The sequence below is a fragment of the Pseudomonas sp. Pc102 genome (assembly GCF_018408275.1).
Lineage (GTDB): Bacteria > Pseudomonadota > Gammaproteobacteria > Pseudomonadales > Pseudomonadaceae > Metapseudomonas > Metapseudomonas tohonis.
Genome location: NZ_AP021905.1, coordinates 2,229,826 through 2,250,947, shown reverse-complemented (window position 1 = coordinate 2,250,947; position 21,122 = coordinate 2,229,826). Strand labels below are relative to the sequence as shown.

The following is a 21,122-nucleotide window of genomic DNA, read 5'->3' as shown; positions in this document are numbered from 1 at the left end:
GCGGAAATCCCCTCCGCGTTGCAGCGCGGAGGGGATCGGGTCACACCGTGTGGGGTTGGACCACGTCCTGTGGCAGGTTGTGCGCATCGGGCTGGTTGGCCAGCTCGGCCAGGGCGACCAGGCCGCTGCCGTCCGTGCCGCTGGCGGTGTCGGCGTCGTAGTACAGCCGGGTGACGTCGCCGTTGGAGATCAGGAAGAAGGCCGAGCCGCTGTGCTGGCCGCTGCCGCTGATCATGGCCTCCAGCTCGTCGAGCTGGCCGTTGCTGCCGGTGCCGAACTGGAACTGCCCCGAGGCGAAGCTCACCCGGTACACGTCGGCATCGCCCTGGGCCGCGAGCTTGGCCAGGGTGTCCATCACATCGCCGGTGAAGGCCTGGGACACCGAGGTCAGGTTGCTCAGCCCACCGAAGGCCGTCGGGTCGAAGGTCAGGTGATCGACGCCGGCCTGGAAGTCGAGGATCGCGTCCATGCCGTCGCCCGGCGAGGTGTAGTGGAAGCGGTCCGCACCGGCGCCACCGCGCAGCACGTCCGCGCCGCTGCCGCCCACCAGCAGGTCGTCGCCGTCGCCGCCGTCGAGCACGTCGCTGCCCGCCCCGCCGAACAGGCGGTCGTTACCGCCCAGGCCAGCCAGGTTGTCAGCACCCGAGGTGCCGGTGAGCAGGTCATCGCCAGCGCCGGCGACATCGTCGTTGCGCAGGGTCACGTCCTTGCTGATCAGCACATAGGGGCTGTTGGCCGCTGAGCGCAGGACGATGGACATCAGCTCATCGGCCTCCACCGCGCGGTCGCCGTTCACCGAGAAGCTGAAGCTCGCGGTGGTGCTGCCGGCAGCGAAGGTGACGCTGCCGGACGGCCAGGCGCCGCCGAAGTCGTCGGCGTCCACGCCCTGGCCGGCGCCCGGCTGCAGGCTCCAGTAGAAGGTCTCGGCGCTGGCCGAGGCATTGCGGGTCACCTGGTAGGTCACCAGGCTGGTGCCCGCGTCGCCCTCCAGCACGCTGTCCGGGCCGCTGATGCCCAGGCCCAGGTCGTCGTCGCGGATGGTCCCGCCGAGGCTGGTGGAACCGCCGGCGATGGCCGGGTGGCTGAAGGTCAGGGTGAAGGACTCGTCGCCCTCGCGCAGGGAATCGCCACGGATCGGCAGGCTGAACACCATCTCCGACACACCGGCGGCCAGGGTGATGGTGCCGGTCAGCGGCACGTTGAAGTCGTTGGCGTCCACCGCCCCGGCGATGCTGTAGGTGAGGGTCAGCGCCGCGTTGTCCGGGCCCGCCCGCAGGATGCGGTAGGTCAGCGGCGTGGTGGTGCCGGGGCCGCCTTCCAGGCGGCTGTTGTCCATGGCCAGCACGGTCAGGGCCACGTCGTCGCCCTGGATGGTGGCGCGGGCGCTGCCCTGCAGCGGGTTGACGCTGCTGCCACCGCCGCTGCTGGAGAGCTGCACGGTGAACTGCTCGTCGGACTCGCCCAGGTCGTCGCCGTACACCGCCACTTCCAGCACCTTGCTGGTCTCGCCGGCGGCGAACTGCAGCACGCCGCCCGGCAGCACGCCACCGACGAAGTCGGCCGCATCCGCCGGCGCCGAGCCGCTGCCGGCCACCGACCAGTCGATGCTCGCCGCCGAGCTGGTGTCGCCGCTGCGGGTCACGGTGAAGCGGAAGATCGTGGTCGCCCCGCCGTTGCCCTCGGCCAGCACGCTGTCCACCACGCGGATGGCGAACTGGTTGTCGTCGTTGACGAGGGTGCCGCTGGCGCGGTCGTTGATCAGGTCGATGCCCTGCGGGTCGCTGAGCACCACCTCGAAGCCCTGGTCCGGGCCGAGCACGTCGTCGCCCTGCACGCGGATGACGATGTCCTTGTAGGTCTCGCCGTCGGCGAACACCAGCGAACCCGACGGCAGCACGCCACCGACGAAGCTGCCGGCGTTGGCCGGGTAGGTGCCCGCGCCTTGCAGCGCCCAATCGACACTGACGCTGCCGTTGCTGTCGCCCACCCGCTCGACGCGGTAGGTGAACTCGGTCACCTGGCCCTGGTTGCCCTCGTCCAGGCGGTCGCTGCCGAGCACCGCGATGCTCAGGCCCCGGTCGTCGTTGACGATGGTGACGCTGGCTTCACCGGTGAGGATGGTCGCCCCCTCGGCGTCGCTGAGCACCACGGAGAAGGTCTCGTCGCGCTCGCCCAGGGTGTCGGCATCCACGTAGACGGTGATGGTCTTGGTGGTTTCGCCGGCACCGAAGGCCACCACGCCGCTGAGGAAGATGCCGCCGAAGTCCTCGGCGTCGACCGGGTTGGCGCCACTGGGCACCAGGTCCCAGAGCACGCTCGCCGGGCCGGAGAGGTCGCCGCCACGGGTCACGGTGAAGGTCACCGCGGTCTGCTGGCCGTCGCTGCCTTCCACCACCTGGGCGGCGTCGGCGGCGATCCACAGCACCGGGTCGTCGTTGAGCACCACCGACTCCACCGGGCCGGTGGTGATGGTGGAACCGAAGCTCGGGTTCTCCAGCCACACCTGGAAGCCCTCGTCCTCCTCGCCCAGCTCGTCGCCGCGCACGGCCACGGTGAAGGTCTTGCTGGTCTCGCCATCGGCGAAGTGCACGGTGCCGCCGAGGGCGGCGAACTCGGCGTCGCTCAGGGCATGGGCGCCCACGCCGGCGGCGCGCCAGTCGACGCTGGCGGCGCCCACGGAGCTGCCGCTGCGGTCGATGCGGAAGGTGAACAGGGTCAGGCCGTCGTCGCCTTCCACCGCTTCGCGGGTCACCGCGCTCAGGGCCAGGCTGTCGTCGTCGTTGCGGAGGGTGCCGACCTGGCCGTTGCCGACGATGTCGGCATGGGCGCTGGGGTTGGACAGTTGCAGGGTGAACTGCTCGTCGCCCTCGTCCAGGCCGTCGCCCAGCACGTCGATGTAGATGTCCTTGTGGGTCTCGCCGGCGGCGAACACCAGTTGGCCGTTGGGCAGCACGCCACCCGGGAAGTCGGCGGCGCTGGCGCTGCCGGCCTGCACGGCCCAGTCGACACGGGTCTCGCCGCTGGAATCGCCGCTGCGGGTCATGGTGAAGTGCAGGCGGCCCGGCGTGCCGGCGTCGCCCTCGTACACCTGGGCGGTGACACTGGCCAGGGTCAGGTCGACGTCGTCGTTGCGGATCACCCCGGCGGCGCTCGAGCCGGCCGGGTCGATGCTGCTGCCGGCACCCGGCTGGTACAGCTCGACGCTGAAGCCTTCGTCCAGCTCCACGTCGCGGTCGCTGCGCACCGGAATGCTCAGCACCATCTCGCTCTGGCCGTCGGCGAAGGTCAGGGTGCCACTGGTGACGCTGAAGTCACCGGCATCGGTGTCGCCGTGGACGATGCGCCAGTTCACGGTGGAGGTGCCATCGGTGCTGCCGGTGCGGGTCACGGTGAAGGTCAGCGCGGTGCCTTCATTGGCCTCGGCGGCGCGCGGGGCGATGGCGAACACGTCGTCATCGTTGCGGATCACCGCCTCCACCTGCTGGTTGGCGAAGGTGTGGCTGAGGCTGTCGCCGGGCGCCTGCAGGCTGAGGGTGAAGCCCTCGTCCGCTTCCAGGCGACTGTCGCCGGCGACCCAGACGATCACGGTCTGGCTCATCTGGCCCTCGGCGAAGGTCAGCTCGCCGAAGGGCAACTGGCCACCGACGAAGTCATCCGCCGAGGCCGGGTTGGCCCCGCTGCCGGCGACGCTCCAGGCCAGGCTGGTGGCCAGACCGCTGCCGGTGCGGGTGACCAGGAAGCTGTAGCCGGTGGAGCCGCTGTCGCCTTCCACCGGGGTGGCGACGACGGCGAGGTTCCACTGCACGTCGTCGCTGACGATGGTGCCGGTGGCGCTGCCCACCTTGATGTCGGTGCCGGTGGAGGCGTTGCCCAGCACCACCTGGAAGGACTCGTCGCCCTCCAGGGTGCGGTCGCCGAGGACCACGATGCTGATGGTCTGGCTGGCCGCGTCGCCCGAGGCGAAGCTGAGGCTGCCGCTGGGCAGCACGCCGCCGAGGAAGTCGGCGGCATCGGCCAGGCCCTGCAGGCTCCAGTCCAGGCTCGTGGCGCGGTCGAGGTTGCCGCTGCGGCTCACGGTGAAGGTGTAGACGGTCTGCACGCCGTCGTGGCCTTCGACGTGGCGCGCGTCGCTGGCGACGATGGTCACCGAAACGTCGTCGTTGACGAGGGTGGCGTCCGCCGTGGCCTGGGTGAAGACCACGCCGTCGGCGCTGTTCAGGCTGAGGCGGAAGTCCTCGTTGGCCTCGCCGCTGTAGTCGCCGCGCACCGGCACGCGAATGGTCAGCTGCTCCTGGCCGGCGGCGAAGGTGACGCTGCCGCTGGTGGCGAGGAAGTCGTCCGCCGAGGCCGGGTTGGCGCCGATGCCGGCGACGCTCCAGTGGATGGTCTCGGTGCCGCTGAGCTTGCCGCTGCGGGTGAGCACGAAGTCGAACCAGGTGGTCTGGCCGTCATCGCCCTCCGCCTGGGCGGCCGGGGCGGCGACGTCGATCACCACGTCGTCGGCGCGGATCAGGCCGTCGGCGCTGGCCTGGCCGATCACCAGGCCGCTGGACGGGTTACTCAGCACCACGCTGAAGCCTTCGTCGCTTTCGGCCAGCAGGTCGCCGCGCACGTTGATGGTGAGGGTGACGCTGGCCTGGCCGGCCGGCAGCACCAGCGAGCCGGAGGGCAGCACGCCGACGGCGAAGTCGCTGCCATCGGCCGGGTGCGCGCCGTTGCCCACCACCGCCCAGTCGACGGTCTTGGCCTGGTCCAGCGAACCGCTGCGGGTGATGGTGAAGGTGAAGGCGGTGGTGCCGCCGTTGCCTTCGGCCTTGCTGGCGTCGGTGGCGGCGATGCTGATGCTGGCGTCGTCGTTGAGGATGGTGCTGCTGGCGCTGCCGGTCTGGATCTGGGCGCCGCTGGCGTTGCCCAGCACCAGGTTGAAGGCCTCGTCGCCTTCCACCTGGGTGTCGCCGTTCACCAGCACGGTGATGGTCTTGCTCGACTCGCCGTCGGCGAACACCAGGCTGCCACTGGGCAGGCCGGCATTGTCGCCGAGCAGGTCGGCGCTGCCGAAGTCCGCCGCGCTGGCCACGCTCGAGCCCAGGCGCCAGGCCACCGAGGCGCTGCCGCTGGTGTCGCCGGTGCGGGTCACGGTGAAGGTGAAGGCGGTGGTACCGCCCTGCCCTTCGGCGCGGCTGACCTGGTCGGCGCTGATATTGAAGGCGGCGTCGTCGTTGAGGATGGTGCCCTCGGCCGTGCCCTGGCTGATGGTGTCGCCGGTGGTGCCGGCGCCCAGGGTGATCTGCACGCTGTAGGTCTCGTCGACCTCGGCCACGGCATCCTGGCTGGACTGGATGCTGATGGTCTTGGTCAGCTCGCCCGGGGCGAAGGTCACCGAGCCGGACATCGCCTGGCCATTGAGGTCCGCCGCATCGGCGCTGCCGTTGAGCAGTATCTGCCAGTTGATGGTCTGGTTCTGCTCGGTGCCGTGGCTGCGCGTGATGACGAAGGTCTGCGCCTGGCCCTCGCTGGTCGCCCCCTGCAACGGCGCGATGGAGAAGGTGGCGTCGTCGTTGCGGATGGTGCCGGTGGCGGTGGTGCGGATCGGGTCGCTGATATCGCCGCTGAAGCTGCCCAGGACGATGCGGAACTGCTCCACCTGCTCGGGCGTGACATCACCGACCACGGTGACGCTGATGGTCTTGCTGGTCTCGCCGGCGGCGAAGCTCAGGGTGCCGCTGGTGGCGCCGCTGAAATCGGCGGCGCTGGTGCTGTCGTGCAGCAGCGACCAGCTCATCGACGAGCTGCCGCTGGTCACGCCGGAACGGGTGACGGTGAAGGTCAGCACCTGGTTGGCGTCGCTCTCGGTGATCGAGGCGTCGGCGATGCTGATGCCGGTGTCGTCGTTGGTGATGGTCAGCGTCGCGCTGTTCTGCGACAGGCTGCGGGTCACGCCCGGGCCGTTGAGGGTCTCCTCGTAGAACACCACGCGGAAGGTCTCGTTGGCCTCCACCGCGCCGTCGCCGCGCACGCTGAAGGTGATGGTGCCGGTGTTGACGCCATCGGCGAAGCCCAGGGTGCCGCTGGGCAGCACGCCGCCGGTGAAGTCGGCCGCGTCCGCCGGGTTGCCGCCGATGCCTTCCACGCGCCATTTCACCGTGCCGGAGCCGGTGTAGCCGCTGCGCACCACGTTCAGCGAGAAGGTCGCGGACTGCCCGGCACCGGTTTCCGCCAGGCTGGTGGCGATGGGGGTGATGCTGTAGGCGGTGTCGCCGTCGTACAGCGTGCCGCCGACGCTCATGCTGGTGGCGGTGCTGGCGGCGATGGAGTCGACGCCGAAGCGCACGGTGGACCCGGTGCTGTCGCCCGGCGCACTGAGGTTGAGGGTGAAGCCCTCGGTGCTCTCGATGCTGCCGTCGAGCTTGAGCAGGTTGGCCAGGGAAATGGCGTAGCTGCTCTGGCCACCGGCCAGGGTGATGGTGCCGCTGGTGCTGACGAAGTCGGCGCTGTTGGTGTTGCCGTTCGTCAGGGTGTAGTTCAGCGTGATGTCGTTATCCAGGCGGCCGGAGCGGACCAGGGTGAAGTTCAGCGGCTGGCCTTCGTAGCCGGCGACGCTCGGGGTGGTGTTGCCGAAGCTGCCCATCCACAGGCGGATGTCGTCGTTGCGCAGCGTGGTGCTGGCGCTGGCCTGGGCCGGGTCGATGTTGGTGGGGCCGTACTCGTCGCGGTAGCTGCCGCTGATGAACCCGTTGTCGTAGGCGGTCCGCGGGTCCAGCAGGGTCATGGTCAGGCCGGTGTCCGGCTCGATCACGGTGTCGCCCCCGAAGGTCACGGTCACCTGCTTGCTGGTCTCGCCGGCGGCGAAGCTCACCACGCCGTAGGTGGTGTTGTAGTAGGGCGAGCTGGACCAGACGGTGTTGCCGCCATAGCCGCTCACCTGGCCACCGTTGTTGCCACCCCAGTTGATGTTGTTGCCGACGATCTGCCAGGCCACGGAGCTGGCGTAGTCGATGCTGCCGCCGGGTTGCACGGTGCGGGTGATGGTGAAGGTCACGCTGGTGCTGGCGGCGCTGCCCTCGAACACCTGGGTGCTGCCGGCGCTGACGCCCAGCAATGCGGCCGGCTCGTCGTCGTAGACGCGGCCCGTGGCGCTGGAGCCGATGGAAGGCGTCTCGATGTCGCCGTCCAGGTTCTGCGGGTTGCCCAGCACCAGGGTGGCCTCCTCGCGCCAGGTCTCGGCGAGGCCGTCGTTGATCGTGCGCAGGGTGATGGTCTTGGTCAGCTCGCCGTCGGTGTAGGTGAAGCTGCCGCTCAGGGTGCGGGTGCCGGCGTTCCACGACAGGCCCGGGTTGTTGGCCAGGATCCAGTCCATGTCCAGGTCGGCGGGGTCGAGCTTGTACCAGGTGCTGCGGGTGTTGTTGGTCTCGTTGGTGCTCTCGGAGCCACCCAGCTGGATGGACCAGTCCACCGAATCCGTGCCGCGCTGGTCGCCGCTGCGGGTGATGGTGTAGACGAGGTCCTGCCCTTCGTTGACATGCGCCACGCTGGCGTCGAAGCGGGTGTCGTCGTTCTGCAGCACCACGTGGTTGTTGACGTAGCCGGGGTTGGCGCTGGAGCCGCCCTGGATGCTGCTGCCCGGGCTGGCCTGGGTGAGGTAGAGACGGAAGGCCTCGTCCTGCTCGCCGGCATCGTCCACCCTGGTGCGGATGGTGACGTAGGCCACCGACTGCCCGTCGACGAACTCCACGCGGCCGGACGGCACGGTGTTGTTCCAGAAGTCGCTGGCGTCGGTGGCGGTGTAGCCGCTGACGCTGGTCTGCACGGCCCAGTCCACCCAGGCGGTGCCGGAGGTGGAAACGGTGCGGTACACGGCGAAGGTGTGTTCGATGTAGCCATCGGCCGCGCTGCCGCCGTCGGCCACCGTGTCGCCCTCGACGCGGGTGCGCCCGGTGGTGGGGGTGTCCTGGATGTAGAACTCCGCCTCGTCGCGCTGGATCTCGCCGAACAGGTACACGCCGCTGGCGCTGGTGTTGGTCTGCAGCGTGGTGTCGCTGGTGTAGATGTTCTGGCTGCCGGTCTGCGGCGCCACCAGCTCGTCGATGCCGCCCGCATTGCTGAACAGCACCTTGAACCACTGGTCGTCCTCCACCGTGTCGTCGCCGCGCACGGTGAGGGTGATGGTCTTGCTGGTCTCGCCGCTGGCGAAGGTCACGCTGCCCGACGGCAGGGCGCCGCCATTGAAGTCGGCCCCGTCGGCCGCGTATTCCCAGCGGCCGTTGCTGTAGGACCAGACGTCCTGGCCGGTGGTGCTCCAGTTGACCGTGGAGGTCTTGGCCAGGTCGCCACTGCGGGTCAGGGTGATGGTGTAGGTGGTGTTCTCGCCGGCCACCTTCTCGGCCTGGCTGGCCTGGACCCACTCGACGGTGACGCGGGTGTCGTCGTTGGCGATGGTGCTCTGGTAGCTGCCGTTGGCGCCGATGGAGGTGCCGCTGCTGGCGCCGCTGAGCACCAGGTTGAAGCGCTCGTTGCCCTCGATGCTGCCCACGCCGGTGTCGCCGTAGGCGTAGACGGTGATGGTCTTGCTGCTCTCGCCGGCGGCGAAGCTCAGGGTGCCGGAGGGCGTCAGGTAGGCCGAGCCGTTGGTGAAGTCGGCGGCATTGCTGTCCAGGTGCTGGACGCTCCAGTTCACCGTGCTGGCCTGGTCCAGGTTGCCGGTGCGGGTCACGGTGTAGGTGAAGGGCGCGCCGGTGCCATGGGCGCCGTCGCCTTCGCTGCGGCTGGTGGTGCCGGCGGTGATGTTCAGCTCGGCGTCGTCGTTGCGCACGGTGCCGGTGGCGCTGCCGGTGGTGATCTCGGTGCCGGCGGAGGCATTCTCCAGCACCAGCTTGAGCACCTCGTTGGCCTCCAGCTTGCTGTCGGCGGCGATGCGCACGGTGATGGTCTTGCTGTTCTCGCCGGCGGCGAAGGTCAGGGTGCCGTAGGGGATGCCGTCGCCATCGAGCAGCACACCGCCCGGCTGGCTGCCGTAGAAGTCGGCGCCGTCCACCGCGTTGGCAACGCTCGGGTCGACGCGCCACTGCACGCTGCTGGCCTGGTTCAGGTAGCCGCCACGGCTGACGCTGAAGGTGAAGTCCACATAGCCGCTGTTGCCCTCGCCCTTGTCCGCCGACAACGCGCCGATGCTCAGGGTGGCGTCGTCGTTGGTCAGGGTGGTGGTGGCGCTGGCGGTGCTAATGCTGCTGTTGGCCGGCGGGTTGGACAGGGTCACGGTGACCGCTTCGTCGCCCTCGTACTGCGAGTCGCCCTTGACGCGGATGACCACGGTGGCGGTGGCCTGGCCGTCGGCGAAGCTGACGGTGCCGGTGCTGCCCTGGCCGGCGCCCAGGTCGGCGGCGTCGAGGCCGCCGCCGAGGGTCCAGGTCAGGTCGCGGCTGCCGGACAGCGAGCCGCTGCGGGTCACGGTGAAGCTCACCAGGCGCTCGCCGCCGTTGCCTTCGGCGAGGCTCGCGGCATCGGCGGCGATGGCGAAGCTGGCGTCGTCGTTGAGGATGCGCGTACTGGCGCTGCCCAGCCCCGCTTCGACGGTGCCGCCCTGCGGGTTGAACAGCTCCACCTGGAGCAGCTCGTCGGCCTCGATCAGGTTGTCGCCGCGCACGCGGATGGTGATGGTCTGGGTGTCGCTGCCGTTGGCGGCGAAGCTCACGGTGCCGCTGGGCAGGCCGCCGTTGTTGCCGTTGCCGTCCTGGCCGCTGGCGAAGTCGGCGGTGTCCAGGCCGGTGGCGCTCTTCAGGCGCCACTGCACGGAGCCGGCGGCATTGCTCAGGCCGCTGCGGGTCACGGTGAAGGTGATGTCGGTGAAGGCACCCTGGGTGCCCTCGGCCTGCGCGGCCGGGGCACCGATGCTGAAGTTGGTGTCGTCGTCCTGCACGGTGGTGGTGGCGGTGGCGCCAGTCACCAGGCCCGCGCTGGGGTTGCTCAGGGTCAGGGTGAAGGCCTCGCTGCCCTCCACGCGGCTGTCGCCGGCCAGCTCGAAGCTGACGGTGAGCTCGGACTGGCCCGGGGCGAAGGTCAGGGTGCCGCTGGGCAGCCCGCCCAGGGTGTCGCTGGCATCGCCGCCATTGGCGCCGCTGACGGCGTAGTCGACCGTGGCGCTGCCGGACAGCTCGCCGCTGCGCACGATGCGGTAGATCACGGTCTGGCTGCCGCCGGTGCCTTCGCTGACGGTGGTGCGCTCGGCGACCACCGCGAAGCCCTGGTCGTCGTTGCGGATCACGCCTTCGGCACTGCCGTCCACCACGTTCTGCGGGGTGCCGTCGTCCAGGCGGGCGTTGCCCAGGTTGACGCTGAAGGTCTCGTCGGCTTCCACCACCAGGTCGCCCTTGACCAGCACGGTCAGGGTCTTGCTGGCCTCGCCGGCGGCGAAGCTCAGGGTGCCGGTGCTGGCGTCGAAGTCGGCGGCATTGGCGATGCCGGCCAGGGACCAGTCCACCAGCGCGGCCGAGCCCAGGTCGCCGGCGCGGGTCACGGTGAAGGTGAAGGCGGTGGTGCCGCTGTGGCCTTCGGCCTTGTCGGCCGCGAGCGGGCTGATGGAGAAGCCCAGGTCGTCGTTGTCGATGCGGCTGTCGGCGCTGCCGACGGTCAGTTCGGTGTTGCCGTCGCGGGCCTCCAGGCTGACGCCGAAGGTCTCGTCCAGCTCGATATGGCCGTCGCCGGACACGCGCACGGTGACCTGGGCGCTGGTCTGGCCCTCGGCGAACTGCAGGGTGCCGGACGGCAGGCCGCCGTTGCCGCCCAGGGCGTCCTGGCCGCTGATGAAGTCGGCGAGGCTGGCGGCGTCGACGCCCTGCCCCACCGCCACCTTCCAGTCGACGCTGGTGGCGCGCAGGTCGCCGGCGCGGGTCACGGTGAAGGTGAAGCTGCGTTCCTGCCCGGCATCGCCTTCGGCGGCGCTGGCCTGGTCGGCGACGATGGACAGGCCGACGTCGTCGTTGCGCACCTGGGTGCTGGCGCTGCCGGTGAGCAGCTGGGTCTGGTCGTGGGCGGGGTTTTCCGCCGGGTTGCCCAGGGTCAGGGTGAGGGTCTCGTCGCTTTCCAGCACGGCGTCGCCGGCCAGGGTCAGCTCGATCACCTTGGAGGTCTCGCCGGCGGCGAACTGCACCAGGCCGTTGAGGGCGGTGCCGGCGGCGAAGTCGTCCGCCTGCAGGCCGCTGGCGGTCCAGGTCACGCTGACCGGGCCGGACAGGTCGCCGCTGCGGGTGACGGTGAAGCGCAGGACCTGGGTCTCGCCCGTGGCGCCTTCGGCCACCTCGGCCTGCTGCGCCTGGATGCTGATGCCCACGTCGTCGGAAACGATGCTGCCCTGGGCCTGGCCGGTGATGATCTCGGCGTGGCCGCTGGCGTTGCCCAGGGTGACTGTGAAGGCTTCGTCGCCCTCGACATCACGGTCGCCGCGCACGGCGACCTGGATCACCTTGCTGGTCTCGCCCGGGGCGAAGGTCAGGGTGCCGGCCGGCAGCACGCCACCGGCGAAGTCGGCTGCGTCCACCTGGCCGGAAAGGCTCCAGTCCACGGTGGTGGTGCCGCTGGTGACGCCGGAGCGGGTCACGGTGAATTCATGGATGACGGTGCCGCTGTCGCTTTCCGCCAGGCCGCTGCGGGTGGTGGCGATGGAGAGGCCGGTGTCGTCGTTGGTGACGGTGGCAGACGTCGTGGCCGTGCCCAGGCTGGAGCCGGTCGCCGGGTCGTAGAGCTCCACGCGCAGGCCTTCGCTGGCCTCCACGCGGTAGTCGCCAGCCACCTGCAGGGTGATGGTCTGGCTGGTGTCGCCGCCCGCGAAATTGAGAATGCCGCCGGGCAGCACACCGCCGACGAAGTCGGCCCCGTCCACCGGGTTGCCGCCCTCGCCCACCACGCGCCAGGCGACGCTGCCGGTGCCGCCGAGGTAGCCGCTGCGGTTGACCACGAAGCTCAGCTGGGCCACCTGGCCGTCACCGCCTTCGCTGACGCTGGAGGCCTGGGCCTGGATGGAGAACTGCTGGTCGTCGTTGAGCAGTTGGCCGTTGATGCTGCCGTTGGCCACGGTGGCGCCGGGGTTCGGCGTGCCGAGGCTGAGGACGAAGCTCTCGTCGCCCTCGAGCTGCGAGTCGGTGGCGATGTGCAGGACGATCTCCAGGCGATCGACGCCCGCGGCGAACACCAGGGTGCCGGAAGGCAGCACGCCGCCGACGAAGTCGCTGCCGTCGACGCCGTTGATGGCGCCGGGCGCGAGGCTCCAGGTGATGCTGTCGCTGCCGGCGAGGTCGCCGCTGCGTTCGACCACATAGCGCAGCTCACGGGTGCCGCCGCTGCCTTCGAAGCTGTCGGCCTGGGGCAGCAGGTTGAACACCACGTCGTCGTTGCGGATCACCCCGGTGGCCTGGCCGACGGAGATCTCGGCGCCGGCGCTGGGGTTGCTCAGCACCACCTGGAAGGTTTCGTTGGCTTCCAGCAGGTTGTCCGGGGACAGCGGCAGGGTCACCACCAGGCTCTGCACGCCACGGCCGAACTCCAGGGTGCCGCTGAAGGCGGTGCCGGAGAGGAAGTCGGCGAGGCTGGCGGAGTCGGCGTCGCTGCCGAACACCACGCGCCAGTCGACGCTGACGCTCTGGGTCAGGTCGCCCTGGCGCTGCACGGTGAAGTTGAGCTGGCGCGGGGTGTCGCTGTTGCCTTCGGCGGCGGTCAGGCCGCTGCCGTCGAGGGAGAGGCGCGCGTCGTCGTTGATCAGGCTGCCGGTGGCGCGATCCTGGATCACGCTCATGCCCGGGGTGCTGGTGCTGATGACCACCTGCAGGCCCTCGGTGGGCTCGTAGTGGCTGTCCGGGGTGGGGCTGAAGCGGATCACCGCGCTGCTCTGGCCGGCGGCGAACTCGACGGTGCCGGACGGCAGGGTGCCGCCGAAGTCGGCGGCGTCCACCGGGTTGTTGCCGTAGCCCTGCACGTGCCACTGCACTCTGCCCGGCAGCGACAGCTCGCCGGTGCGGGTGACCACGAACTCCAGCACCGGAGCGGCGCTCGTGCCCTCGCGGACGTTGGCGGTGCGCGCGCTGATGGACACCGCCTGGTCGTCCGGGTCGATGCTGGCCAGGGCCGCGCCGACGTCGATCTGGCTGTTGGCGTCCTGGGCCTGCAGGGCCACGGTGTAGCTCTCGGTGCCCTCGATCAGGCTGTCACCGTTGAGGCGCACGTAGATGACCTTGCTGCTTTCGCCGGCGGCGAACTGCACGACGCCGCTCATGGGCTGGTCGGCGGCGAAGTCGTTGACGTCGGCCGGTAGCTCGCCATAGCCGGCGATCTGGTAGCCGATCTGCCCGGCGCCGCTGGTGTTGCCGGTGCGGGTGATGACGAAGGCCTGCACGCCACCGGTGCCGTTGCCCTCGGTGGTGGACGCGGTCAGCGCCTCGATGCTGTAGGTGGACTCGTCGGTGCGGAGGGTGCCGTAGGCCTCGCCGTTGATGACCTGCACGCCGGCCGGCGGGTTGTGCAGCACGATGCCGAAGGTTTCGTCGGTTTCCGCCAGGTTGTCGCCCTTGACCCAGACGGTGACCAGCTTCTGGGTCTCGTTGGCGGCGAAGGTGACGCTGCCGCTGGGCATGCCATCGGCCATGCCGAGCTGGTTCTGCCCGGCGACGAAATCGTTGGCGTCGGCGGCGTGGGCCCCGACCCGGACGAAGCGCCAGTCGATGGTGAGGTCCTGGCCCAGCAGCTCGGAGCGGGTCACCAGGAAGGTGATCGCGGTCTGCTGGCCCTGGCCGCCCTCGACCACGTCCAGGGTCACGCCGCGCAGGCTGACGCCGGTGTCGTCGTTGACGATCTGGGTGCTGGCGCTGCCGCCGGAGACGCGCAGGTTGCTCTGGTCGCTCTGCAGGCTGACGGTGAGGGTCTCGTTCTCCTCCACGTCGCGGTCGCCGCGCACGGTGAGGACGATGTCGCGGCTGGTCTCGCCGGCGGCGAACTCCAGGATGCCGCCGTCGATGCCATCGACGATGTCGTCGGCATCGACGCCGCTGACCGACCAGCGCACCGAACCGGCGCTCTGGGAATCGGTACGGGTGACGGTGAAGCTGACCGTGGTGGTGGTGCCGCTGTCGCCCTCGGTGACCTGGGCCTGGTTGGCACGGATGGACACCAGGCCGTCGTCGTTGACCACGGTGGTGCTGGCGCTGGCGGTGCCGATGATGAGGTTGGCGCTGGGGTTGCCCAGGGTGACCGTGAGCACTTCGCTGGGCTCGACCACGCGGTCGCCCAGCAGCGGGATGGTGATGGTCTTGCTCACCTCGCCGACGCCGAAGACCAGGCTGCCGGAGGGCAGCGGGCCGCCGATGTCGGCGGCGTCCAGGCCGCTGGCGCTCCAGTCGACGGTGGCGGCCGCGCGGCCGTTGTCACGGGTGATCACGAAGGTCAGCAGTTGCTGGTCGCCCTCGTCGCCCTCGAGCACCTGCACGCGGGTGGCGACGATGCTGACGGTGGCTTCGTTGTCGAGGATCTGGGTGCTGGCGCTGGGCTGGCCGAGCTGGCTGCCGGCGCTGGGGCCGCTGAGGGTCACGGTGGCGCTGCGGTCGCCCTGGGCCAGGTAGTCGCCGGGCACCTCGATGCGGATCTCCTGGCTCATCTGCCCTTCGGCGAAGGCCAGCAGGCCGCCCGGCAGGTTGCCGCCGAACAGGGCCGGGTCCAGGCCCGCGAGGTTCCACTGCACCTGGCTGGCGCCGGTGCCGCCGCTGCGGCTGACGGTGAACACCAGCACCAGGGTGTCGCCGTCGTCGCCTTCGAGCACCTCGGGGGTGCCGGCCACGCTGAGTACCGAGGCCGGCTCGCTGGTCTCGCCGGTCAGGGTCGGTGCGGCCGGCGGCTCGAAGCCCGCCGGCAGCTCGCTGTTGGTGCCGGCAGCCAGGCTGCTGCCGATGCCGGTGTCGCCCCGCAGGTTGGGGAACACGCCGAGGCCACCACCGGCCACGCCCGAGGTGCCCTGGCTGGCCGCGCCGGTGCCGATGCCGGAGCTGACGCCGCCGAGCAGGCCCGGGCCCATGCCGTCGAGGTTGAGCATGGCCAGTTCCGGCGGGACGCCGGGCGGCAGCATGCCGCTGCCGGTCATGTCGCCGGTGAGCGCGGCCTGCTCGGGTCGGAAGGTGACGTTGGGCCGGTCGAGGTCGATGTCCTGGCCGAACAGGCCGGTGATCTCGGGGCGGTAGGTGCTGTCGAAGGGCGCCGGGCCGGGAATGGTCGAGCCGTCCGGCTGGCCGGGGAACCGGGTCGCCTCCAGCGCCTGGACGCCGTCGGGGCGCTCCGCCGGTGCATCCGGCTGGGCCGGGAGCTGGGCATCGGCGAGCCAGGCCCCGACCCAGGCGGAGGCATCCACCGCGCCGGTGCCGGCGGCAGCGGCGTTGGCCTGGGCCGCCACGGCCTGGCGCAACGCGGCGGCCATCTGCAGCGGGACGCCGGCGGCCAGGAGCATGTCGTGCATGGTCTGCAGGGCCTGCTCCAGCGAGGTGACCTCGGCGGGCGCATGGCCGGTCAGGAAGTCCGTGACCACCTGAACGGCACGTACCAGGGTTTCGATCTGCGCGCTCGTCAATTCAGCCATCTCGGCTACTCCTGCGGATGCTGTTTACAGCCTGTACTGGGAAAAACGCGCACGCACCCGGGACAGGTGCGTGCGCTGGACGGATCGGTCGTGCAACGGGCCTCAGCGGGCGTCGGCCTGGCCGGCATCGAGGGCGGCCAGGGGCAGCGCCCGCTCGGCCGGGAGCACGATGCCGGGCTGGCGGAACAGCTCGGGGCTGAGGCGGCCGGTGGCGCGCAGCAGGCGGTAGGCGGCGATGATCTCGTCGATACCGGCGGCGGTCGCGTCGCTCTGGGCGTTGATCAGGCCGATCTCGCCGTTGAGGATGTCCAGCAGCGAACGGCGGCCCATCTCGCGCTCCTTGCGCGCCAGGTCGAGGAAGCTCTCGGCGATGTTCACCTGGTTGCGCAGGTGCTCGGAACGCTCGCGGGAGGTCTGCCAGGAGTCCCAGGCGTTGCGGGCTTCCTCGATGGCCTGGATGCGCACGTAGTCGGCCTTCTCCTCGGCGCTCAGCACGGCCTGGTCGGCGGCACGGGTGACGTGGTCGGCACGCATGCCGAGGTCGAACTGCCAGTCGAAGTTGACCATGGCCTTGGTGTCGTCGCGGCGGCCCGGGGAGCCGTCGTAGTCGTCGAAGTGGGCCTGGCTCAGGCGGAACGACAGGCGCGGCATCAGCTCCTTGCTGCGGGCGGCGTCGCGCTCGGCGAGGGTCACCTCGGCACGCTTGATGGCGGCCAGCACGTCGGGGTTCTGCTGGCGCACGCTTTCGATGATGTCCACCTCGGAGGCCGGCAGGCGCGCCCCTGGGATGGCCAGGCCCTCCAGGCTGTCGGCGGCGATGGCGGCCTCGCCGAAGATCACCCGGTAGCGGTTCAGCGCTTCACGCATGCGGCTGTCGGCCATGACGCGACGCGCCTCGGCACCGGCCAGCTGCGACTTGGCCTGCAACACGTCGGTGGCGTAGCCGCGGCCCGCCTCCATGCGCGCGTTCTCCAGGGAGGTCTGCTGCTTGATGTTCTGTTCGGACTGGCGGGCGTAGGCCTGGGTGCGCTGGGCCTGGATCACCTGCAGCTGCGCCTCGATGGCGGCCAGGGTCAGGTTCTGCACCTGCAGCTCGCGCTCGGCCTCCTCCTTCACCAGCACCACCTTGGCGGCCTGCACGCGGGACGAGGTGGCGCCGAAGTCGGTGATCAGCTGGTTGATGCCGACACTGCCCTCGGACGGGTCGTAGCTGCCGTTGCCGCCGTTTTCACGGTCGATGTGCTGCTTGCCGGCGCTGCCGTTGACGGTGAGCTTGGGGAAATAGGCGGTCTTCTCGACGGCGACCTGCTCGCGGGCGGTCTCGACGTCGGCATCGACCATGCGCACCAGCTGGTGCTCGCGCAGGATGCGTTCGAGCCTGTCGGCGAACCCCTGTTCCGCGGATGCATTCGCCGAGCACAGCAGCAGGCAGGTGGCGAGCAACTCTCGCCGCGCTTGAAGGACGGGTTTCAAAGTAGAAAGCATGGAGGGCTCACCGCTACAGGTCATCGTGATGGTCCGGCGGCAGGGCACCGGGCATCGCGATGGTAGCTTTCTGCCATCTTGCGAAACTGACAAATGCTGACATTCACCCCCTCGCGCGCCCTTTATCCATCGCTTGCGGCGCTCTGGAACGGGCCTCACGCGGCCGCCTGCCGTTGCGCTCGGGCAAGCGGAGCGGCACGAATCCGTGCTTTTCCATCCCCATAAAGGTTCGATAAGCTGCAGGAAATGTTGTCACTTGAAGGACAGCGCTTTACCGAATGGACGTAGGTAAAGCGGAATTCGCACCAGGGAAGATGCCGTATCGAACGCCGTGAATGATTGATCTGATCCTGCTCGAAGACGAACCGATCCTCGCCCGGGAACTCAGCGAGTTCCTCGGCGAAAGTGGTTACCGCGTGACCCCGGCGAACAGCCTGGCGAGCTTCGCCGAGGCCTTCGACGAGCAGCGCCACCACCTCGCGGTCATCGACCTGGGCCTGCCGGACGGCGACGGCCTCGATCTGATCCAGCAGTTGCGCGAACGCGGCAGCACCCTCGGCATCGTCGCCTTCACCGCCCGGGGCTCCACCGACCACCGGGTCACCGGCTTTCGCGTGGGCGCCGACCACTACCTGGCCAAGGGCTGCGACCTCGAAGAGCTGACGGCGGTGCTCGAAGCCCTGCGTCGACGCCTCGGCCTGCAACGCGGCGGCACCCGCTGGGAACTGGAACTGGCTTCGCGCCAGCTGCGCACGCCCAACCAGCAGCGCCTACGCCTGTCGCACCAGGACATGCTGGTGCTGCAGTGCCTGATGCAGCGCGCCGGCGACATCGTCTCGCGGCGGGAGATCGTCAGCGCCCTCGACGAGGACTACATGACCTACGACCAGCGCCGGCTGGACACGCAGATCCGCCGCCTGCGCCGTAACGTGGAGCAGGCCGCCGGGCTGGAACTGCCGCTCAAGACCCTGCGCAACACCGGCTACTGCTTCTACGAGAAGGTGCGCATCGTCGCCTGAGCGGCCCGGGATCAGCCCGCGCAGAGCAGGCGACCGATGAAGGCATACCCCTGGTTGCGCAGCGAGCGGATGGGCGCTGGCGCACCATCGAGCCCGGCGATCTTGCGGCGCAGGCGACTGACGATGGCTTCGAGGCGACGCTCGTCGTAGGTCATGTAGTCCTCGCCCAGCCCTTCGATCAGCACGCGGCGGTTGGCGGTCTGTTCCGGCGCCTCCCGCAGCAGTCCCAACACCCGGCACTCCTTGCGGCTCAGCTCCAGTTGCTGTCCATCCGGCGCGCTGAGGGCCTGCCGTTTCGCGTCGATCACCCAGCAGTCGCCCAGCGGTGCGGCCTGCATGCCGAGGCGCCGCATCAGCGCCTCCATGGCCGACAGGAGTTCGTCTTCGGCCACGGCGCGGCCCAGGCAGTGATCGGCACCCAGGGTATAGCCCGCCAGGCGCTGGTCGAGCCGGCCGGGCTCGGTAAGCAGGATCAGCCCAATGCCCGGCCACAGGGTGCGGATGCGCGCGGCCAGTTCGAGACCGGCCTGGCCCGCCCCGTCCAGCTCCAGCAGGACGATGTGCGGCCCGAACAGGGCGATCTCGGCCTCCTGCAGGGAACCGACGGTGCTCATGGTCACGAAGCCGACCTTGCCGAGCAGGCGCAGGCACAGGTCCGGCTGGCTGTCCGGAGCGGCTTCCACCACCAGAAGGCGCATGTGCGCGAGCGATGCGGCGGCCCCGCCAGCCATGCGCAGGACGGATTTAGGCGAGTTTGCCCGGCTGTGTTCTTGCACGACGATCCACCCTTGCGGCCCCTTGCTGACGAACGGCGTCCCGGCGGCCACAAGCCCGGAACACGGCGGCACCGTACCCCATGCAGGCCCCGGCAAAACCGAGCGAATCTGAGCGGCGCAGCGAATCGCGCCGTTGCCCGGTTAGAATCCCCGGCTTCCGAAAAGCCCCGGCGCCGAGCGATGACCCGTCCCCTGCACTTCCTGCTGTTCTGCCTGTGCCTGCTGCTGCCCTGGCAGGCAGGCGCCGACACCCTGCAACTGGGCGAACGCGCTCACGGCACCCGGGGCTACCTGGAGCGCCTGGACGACCCCGATGGCCGCCTCGACGCCGCCGGCGCCATGCAGGCCGGCGGCTGGAAGGCGCTGCCCGGTGCGCTGAATGCCGGTTTCACCCGCAGCGTGATCTGGCTGCGCCTGCAGGTGCAGGCCGGCCCCGAATCACCCGAGCGCTGGATGCTGACGCTGAACAACGCCCTGATCGACGGCGTGACCCTCTACGACTACGAGACGGGCGGCGCGCCCCGGGTGGTCCAGGGCGGCGAATCCATCAACCGCAAGCACTGGGAGGTGGACTACCGCACGCCCTCCTTCGCCCTCACCCTGCAGCCCGACCAGCCGCGCTGGCTGCTGCTGCGGCTGGAGGCGCGCAACGCCATGTCGGTGAGCGTGCGCCTGATGCCCACCGCCGAGTTCGGCGACCGCACCCGCGTGGAATACCTGGGCTCGGGCCTGTACTTCGGCATCTACCTCGCGCTGATCGTCTTCCACAGCGTGTTCTGGCGCATGACCCGCGCGCCGGAAAGCGGCTGGTACCTGATCTACGTGAGCTGCTGCATCGCCATCGAGAGCCTCAGCTACGGGTTGCCGCAACAGGTCTTCGGCATCCCCGGGAGCATCAGCGACCGGATGCTGGGCTGCGGGCTGGCCGCCAGCCTGCCGCTCGGCTTCATCTTCGCCCAGCGCCAGCTGAGGCCCAGGGACATGGTGAGCTTGCGGCGCGTGCTCACGGTGCTCAGCGTGGTCATCGGCCTCGCCTCCGCCACGGCGGTGCTCGCCGGGCACTACCAGACCGGCGCACCGCTGGTGCAGATCGCCTCCTTGCTGACCATCCCGCTGCTGATCGGCATGGCCGTGCGCATGCTGTTCCAGGGCCATGCCTCGGCGCGGGTATTCCTGCTCATCTTCGGCATCTACTACGCCGGGGTGATCGTCAGCTTCCTGCGCAACCTCGGCATCGTCCCCACCTCCTTCGCCACCGACAACGCCGCCGCGCTCGGCACCCTCCTGCACATGCTGCTGATGAGCATGCGCATCATCAATCACTACCGGAAGCTGAAGGACGAAAAGAGCCGCGCCGAGAGCAGGCTCAAGCACGTGCTGCAGGACCAGAACGCCCACCTCGAACGCCAGATCGACGCCCGCACCCTGGAACTGCGCGACGAGATCCGCCGGCGCACCGAGCTGGAGGGCGAGCTGCGCGAGCTGCTGCGCCAGGAGCAGCGCATCCGCGAGGAGCAGCGCGACTTCGTGGCGATGGTCTCCCACGAATTCCGCACGCCGCTGGCGATCATCGCCACCTCGGCCCAGCAGATCGCCCGCAACCTCGGCAGCGCCCCCGAGCGCAACGAGCAGCGCTGCCAGAACATCCGCGAATCCACCACCCGCCTGCTGACCCTGGTGGACAACTACCTCAACCACGACCGCATGGCCGAGACCAGCACCGAGCTGCGCCGCACCGAAGAGAACCTGCCCGAGCTGCTGGCGCGCAGCACCAGCGACGTGCCCCCCGGACGCACCCGCATCGAGTACCACAGCCAGCGCCAGACGCTGCATTGCGACACCGGCCTGACCCGCATCGCCCTGCGCAACCTGATCGCCAATGCCGACCGCCACGCACCGGCCGACAGCGTCATCCGCCTCGACGTGCGCGAGCGCACGGACGCGGGGATGCTCGACATCCGCGTGGTCAACGAAGGCCCGGAAATCCCCCGCGAACAGGCGCCGCTGCTGTTCCAGAAATACTTCCGCGGCAGCCAGGCCCAGCAATCCCCCGGCGCCGGCCTCGGCCTCTACCTGGTCAAGCGCATCGCGGCGCTTCACGGTGGCGAGATCGCCCTGGAAAGCACCGGCGGGGACGCGCCCATCTGCTTCCGCCTGAGCCTGCCGCTGGAGCCACAGGGGCAGCAAGCCGGATGAATCCGCTGGGCCGGCGAGGCGGTAGGGGTGCGCAAAGATGTAATT

At 69.9% G+C, this 21,122-nt stretch carries 5 protein-coding genes; 2 read left to right on the top strand and 3 right to left on the bottom strand.

Going from position 1 to position 21,122, the window contains the following annotated elements; genetic code table 11:
- Positions 1-40 precede the first annotated feature (40 nt).
- Positions 41-15,601, bottom strand: a complete 15,561-nt coding sequence (locus PHLH3_RS30645; RefSeq protein ID WP_213629127.1) for a Calx-beta domain-containing protein — start codon at positions 15,599-15,601, stop codon at positions 41-43.
- Positions 15,602-15,703: 102 nt separating this feature from the next.
- Positions 15,704-17,086: a TolC family protein gene (locus PHLH3_RS10370; protein ID WP_213629126.1), complete on the bottom strand. Its 1,383-nt coding sequence runs from the start codon at positions 17,084-17,086 to the stop codon at positions 15,704-15,706.
- 335 nt (positions 17,087-17,421) lie between these two features.
- On the opposite strand from PHLH3_RS10370, the gene PHLH3_RS10365 reads away from it, so the two are divergent.
- Positions 17,422-18,105: a response regulator transcription factor gene (locus PHLH3_RS10365; protein WP_213629125.1), complete on the top strand. Its 684-nt coding sequence runs from the start codon at positions 17,422-17,424 to the stop codon at positions 18,103-18,105.
- Between the two features lie 11 nt (positions 18,106-18,116).
- Here the strand turns inward: PHLH3_RS10365 and PHLH3_RS10360 are convergent, their stop codons facing one another.
- The gene (locus PHLH3_RS10360) at positions 18,117-18,803 is read right to left on the bottom strand and encodes a response regulator transcription factor (protein WP_213629124.1); all 687 of its coding nucleotides are present in this window, start codon (positions 18,801-18,803) and stop codon (positions 18,117-18,119) included.
- A 258-nt stretch (positions 18,804-19,061) separates the two neighbouring features.
- On the opposite strand from PHLH3_RS10360, the gene PHLH3_RS10355 reads away from it, so the two are divergent.
- Positions 19,062-21,077: a sensor histidine kinase gene (locus PHLH3_RS10355; RefSeq protein WP_213629123.1), complete on the top strand. Its 2,016-nt coding sequence runs from the start codon at positions 19,062-19,064 to the stop codon at positions 21,075-21,077.
- Positions 21,078-21,122 lie beyond the last annotated feature (45 nt).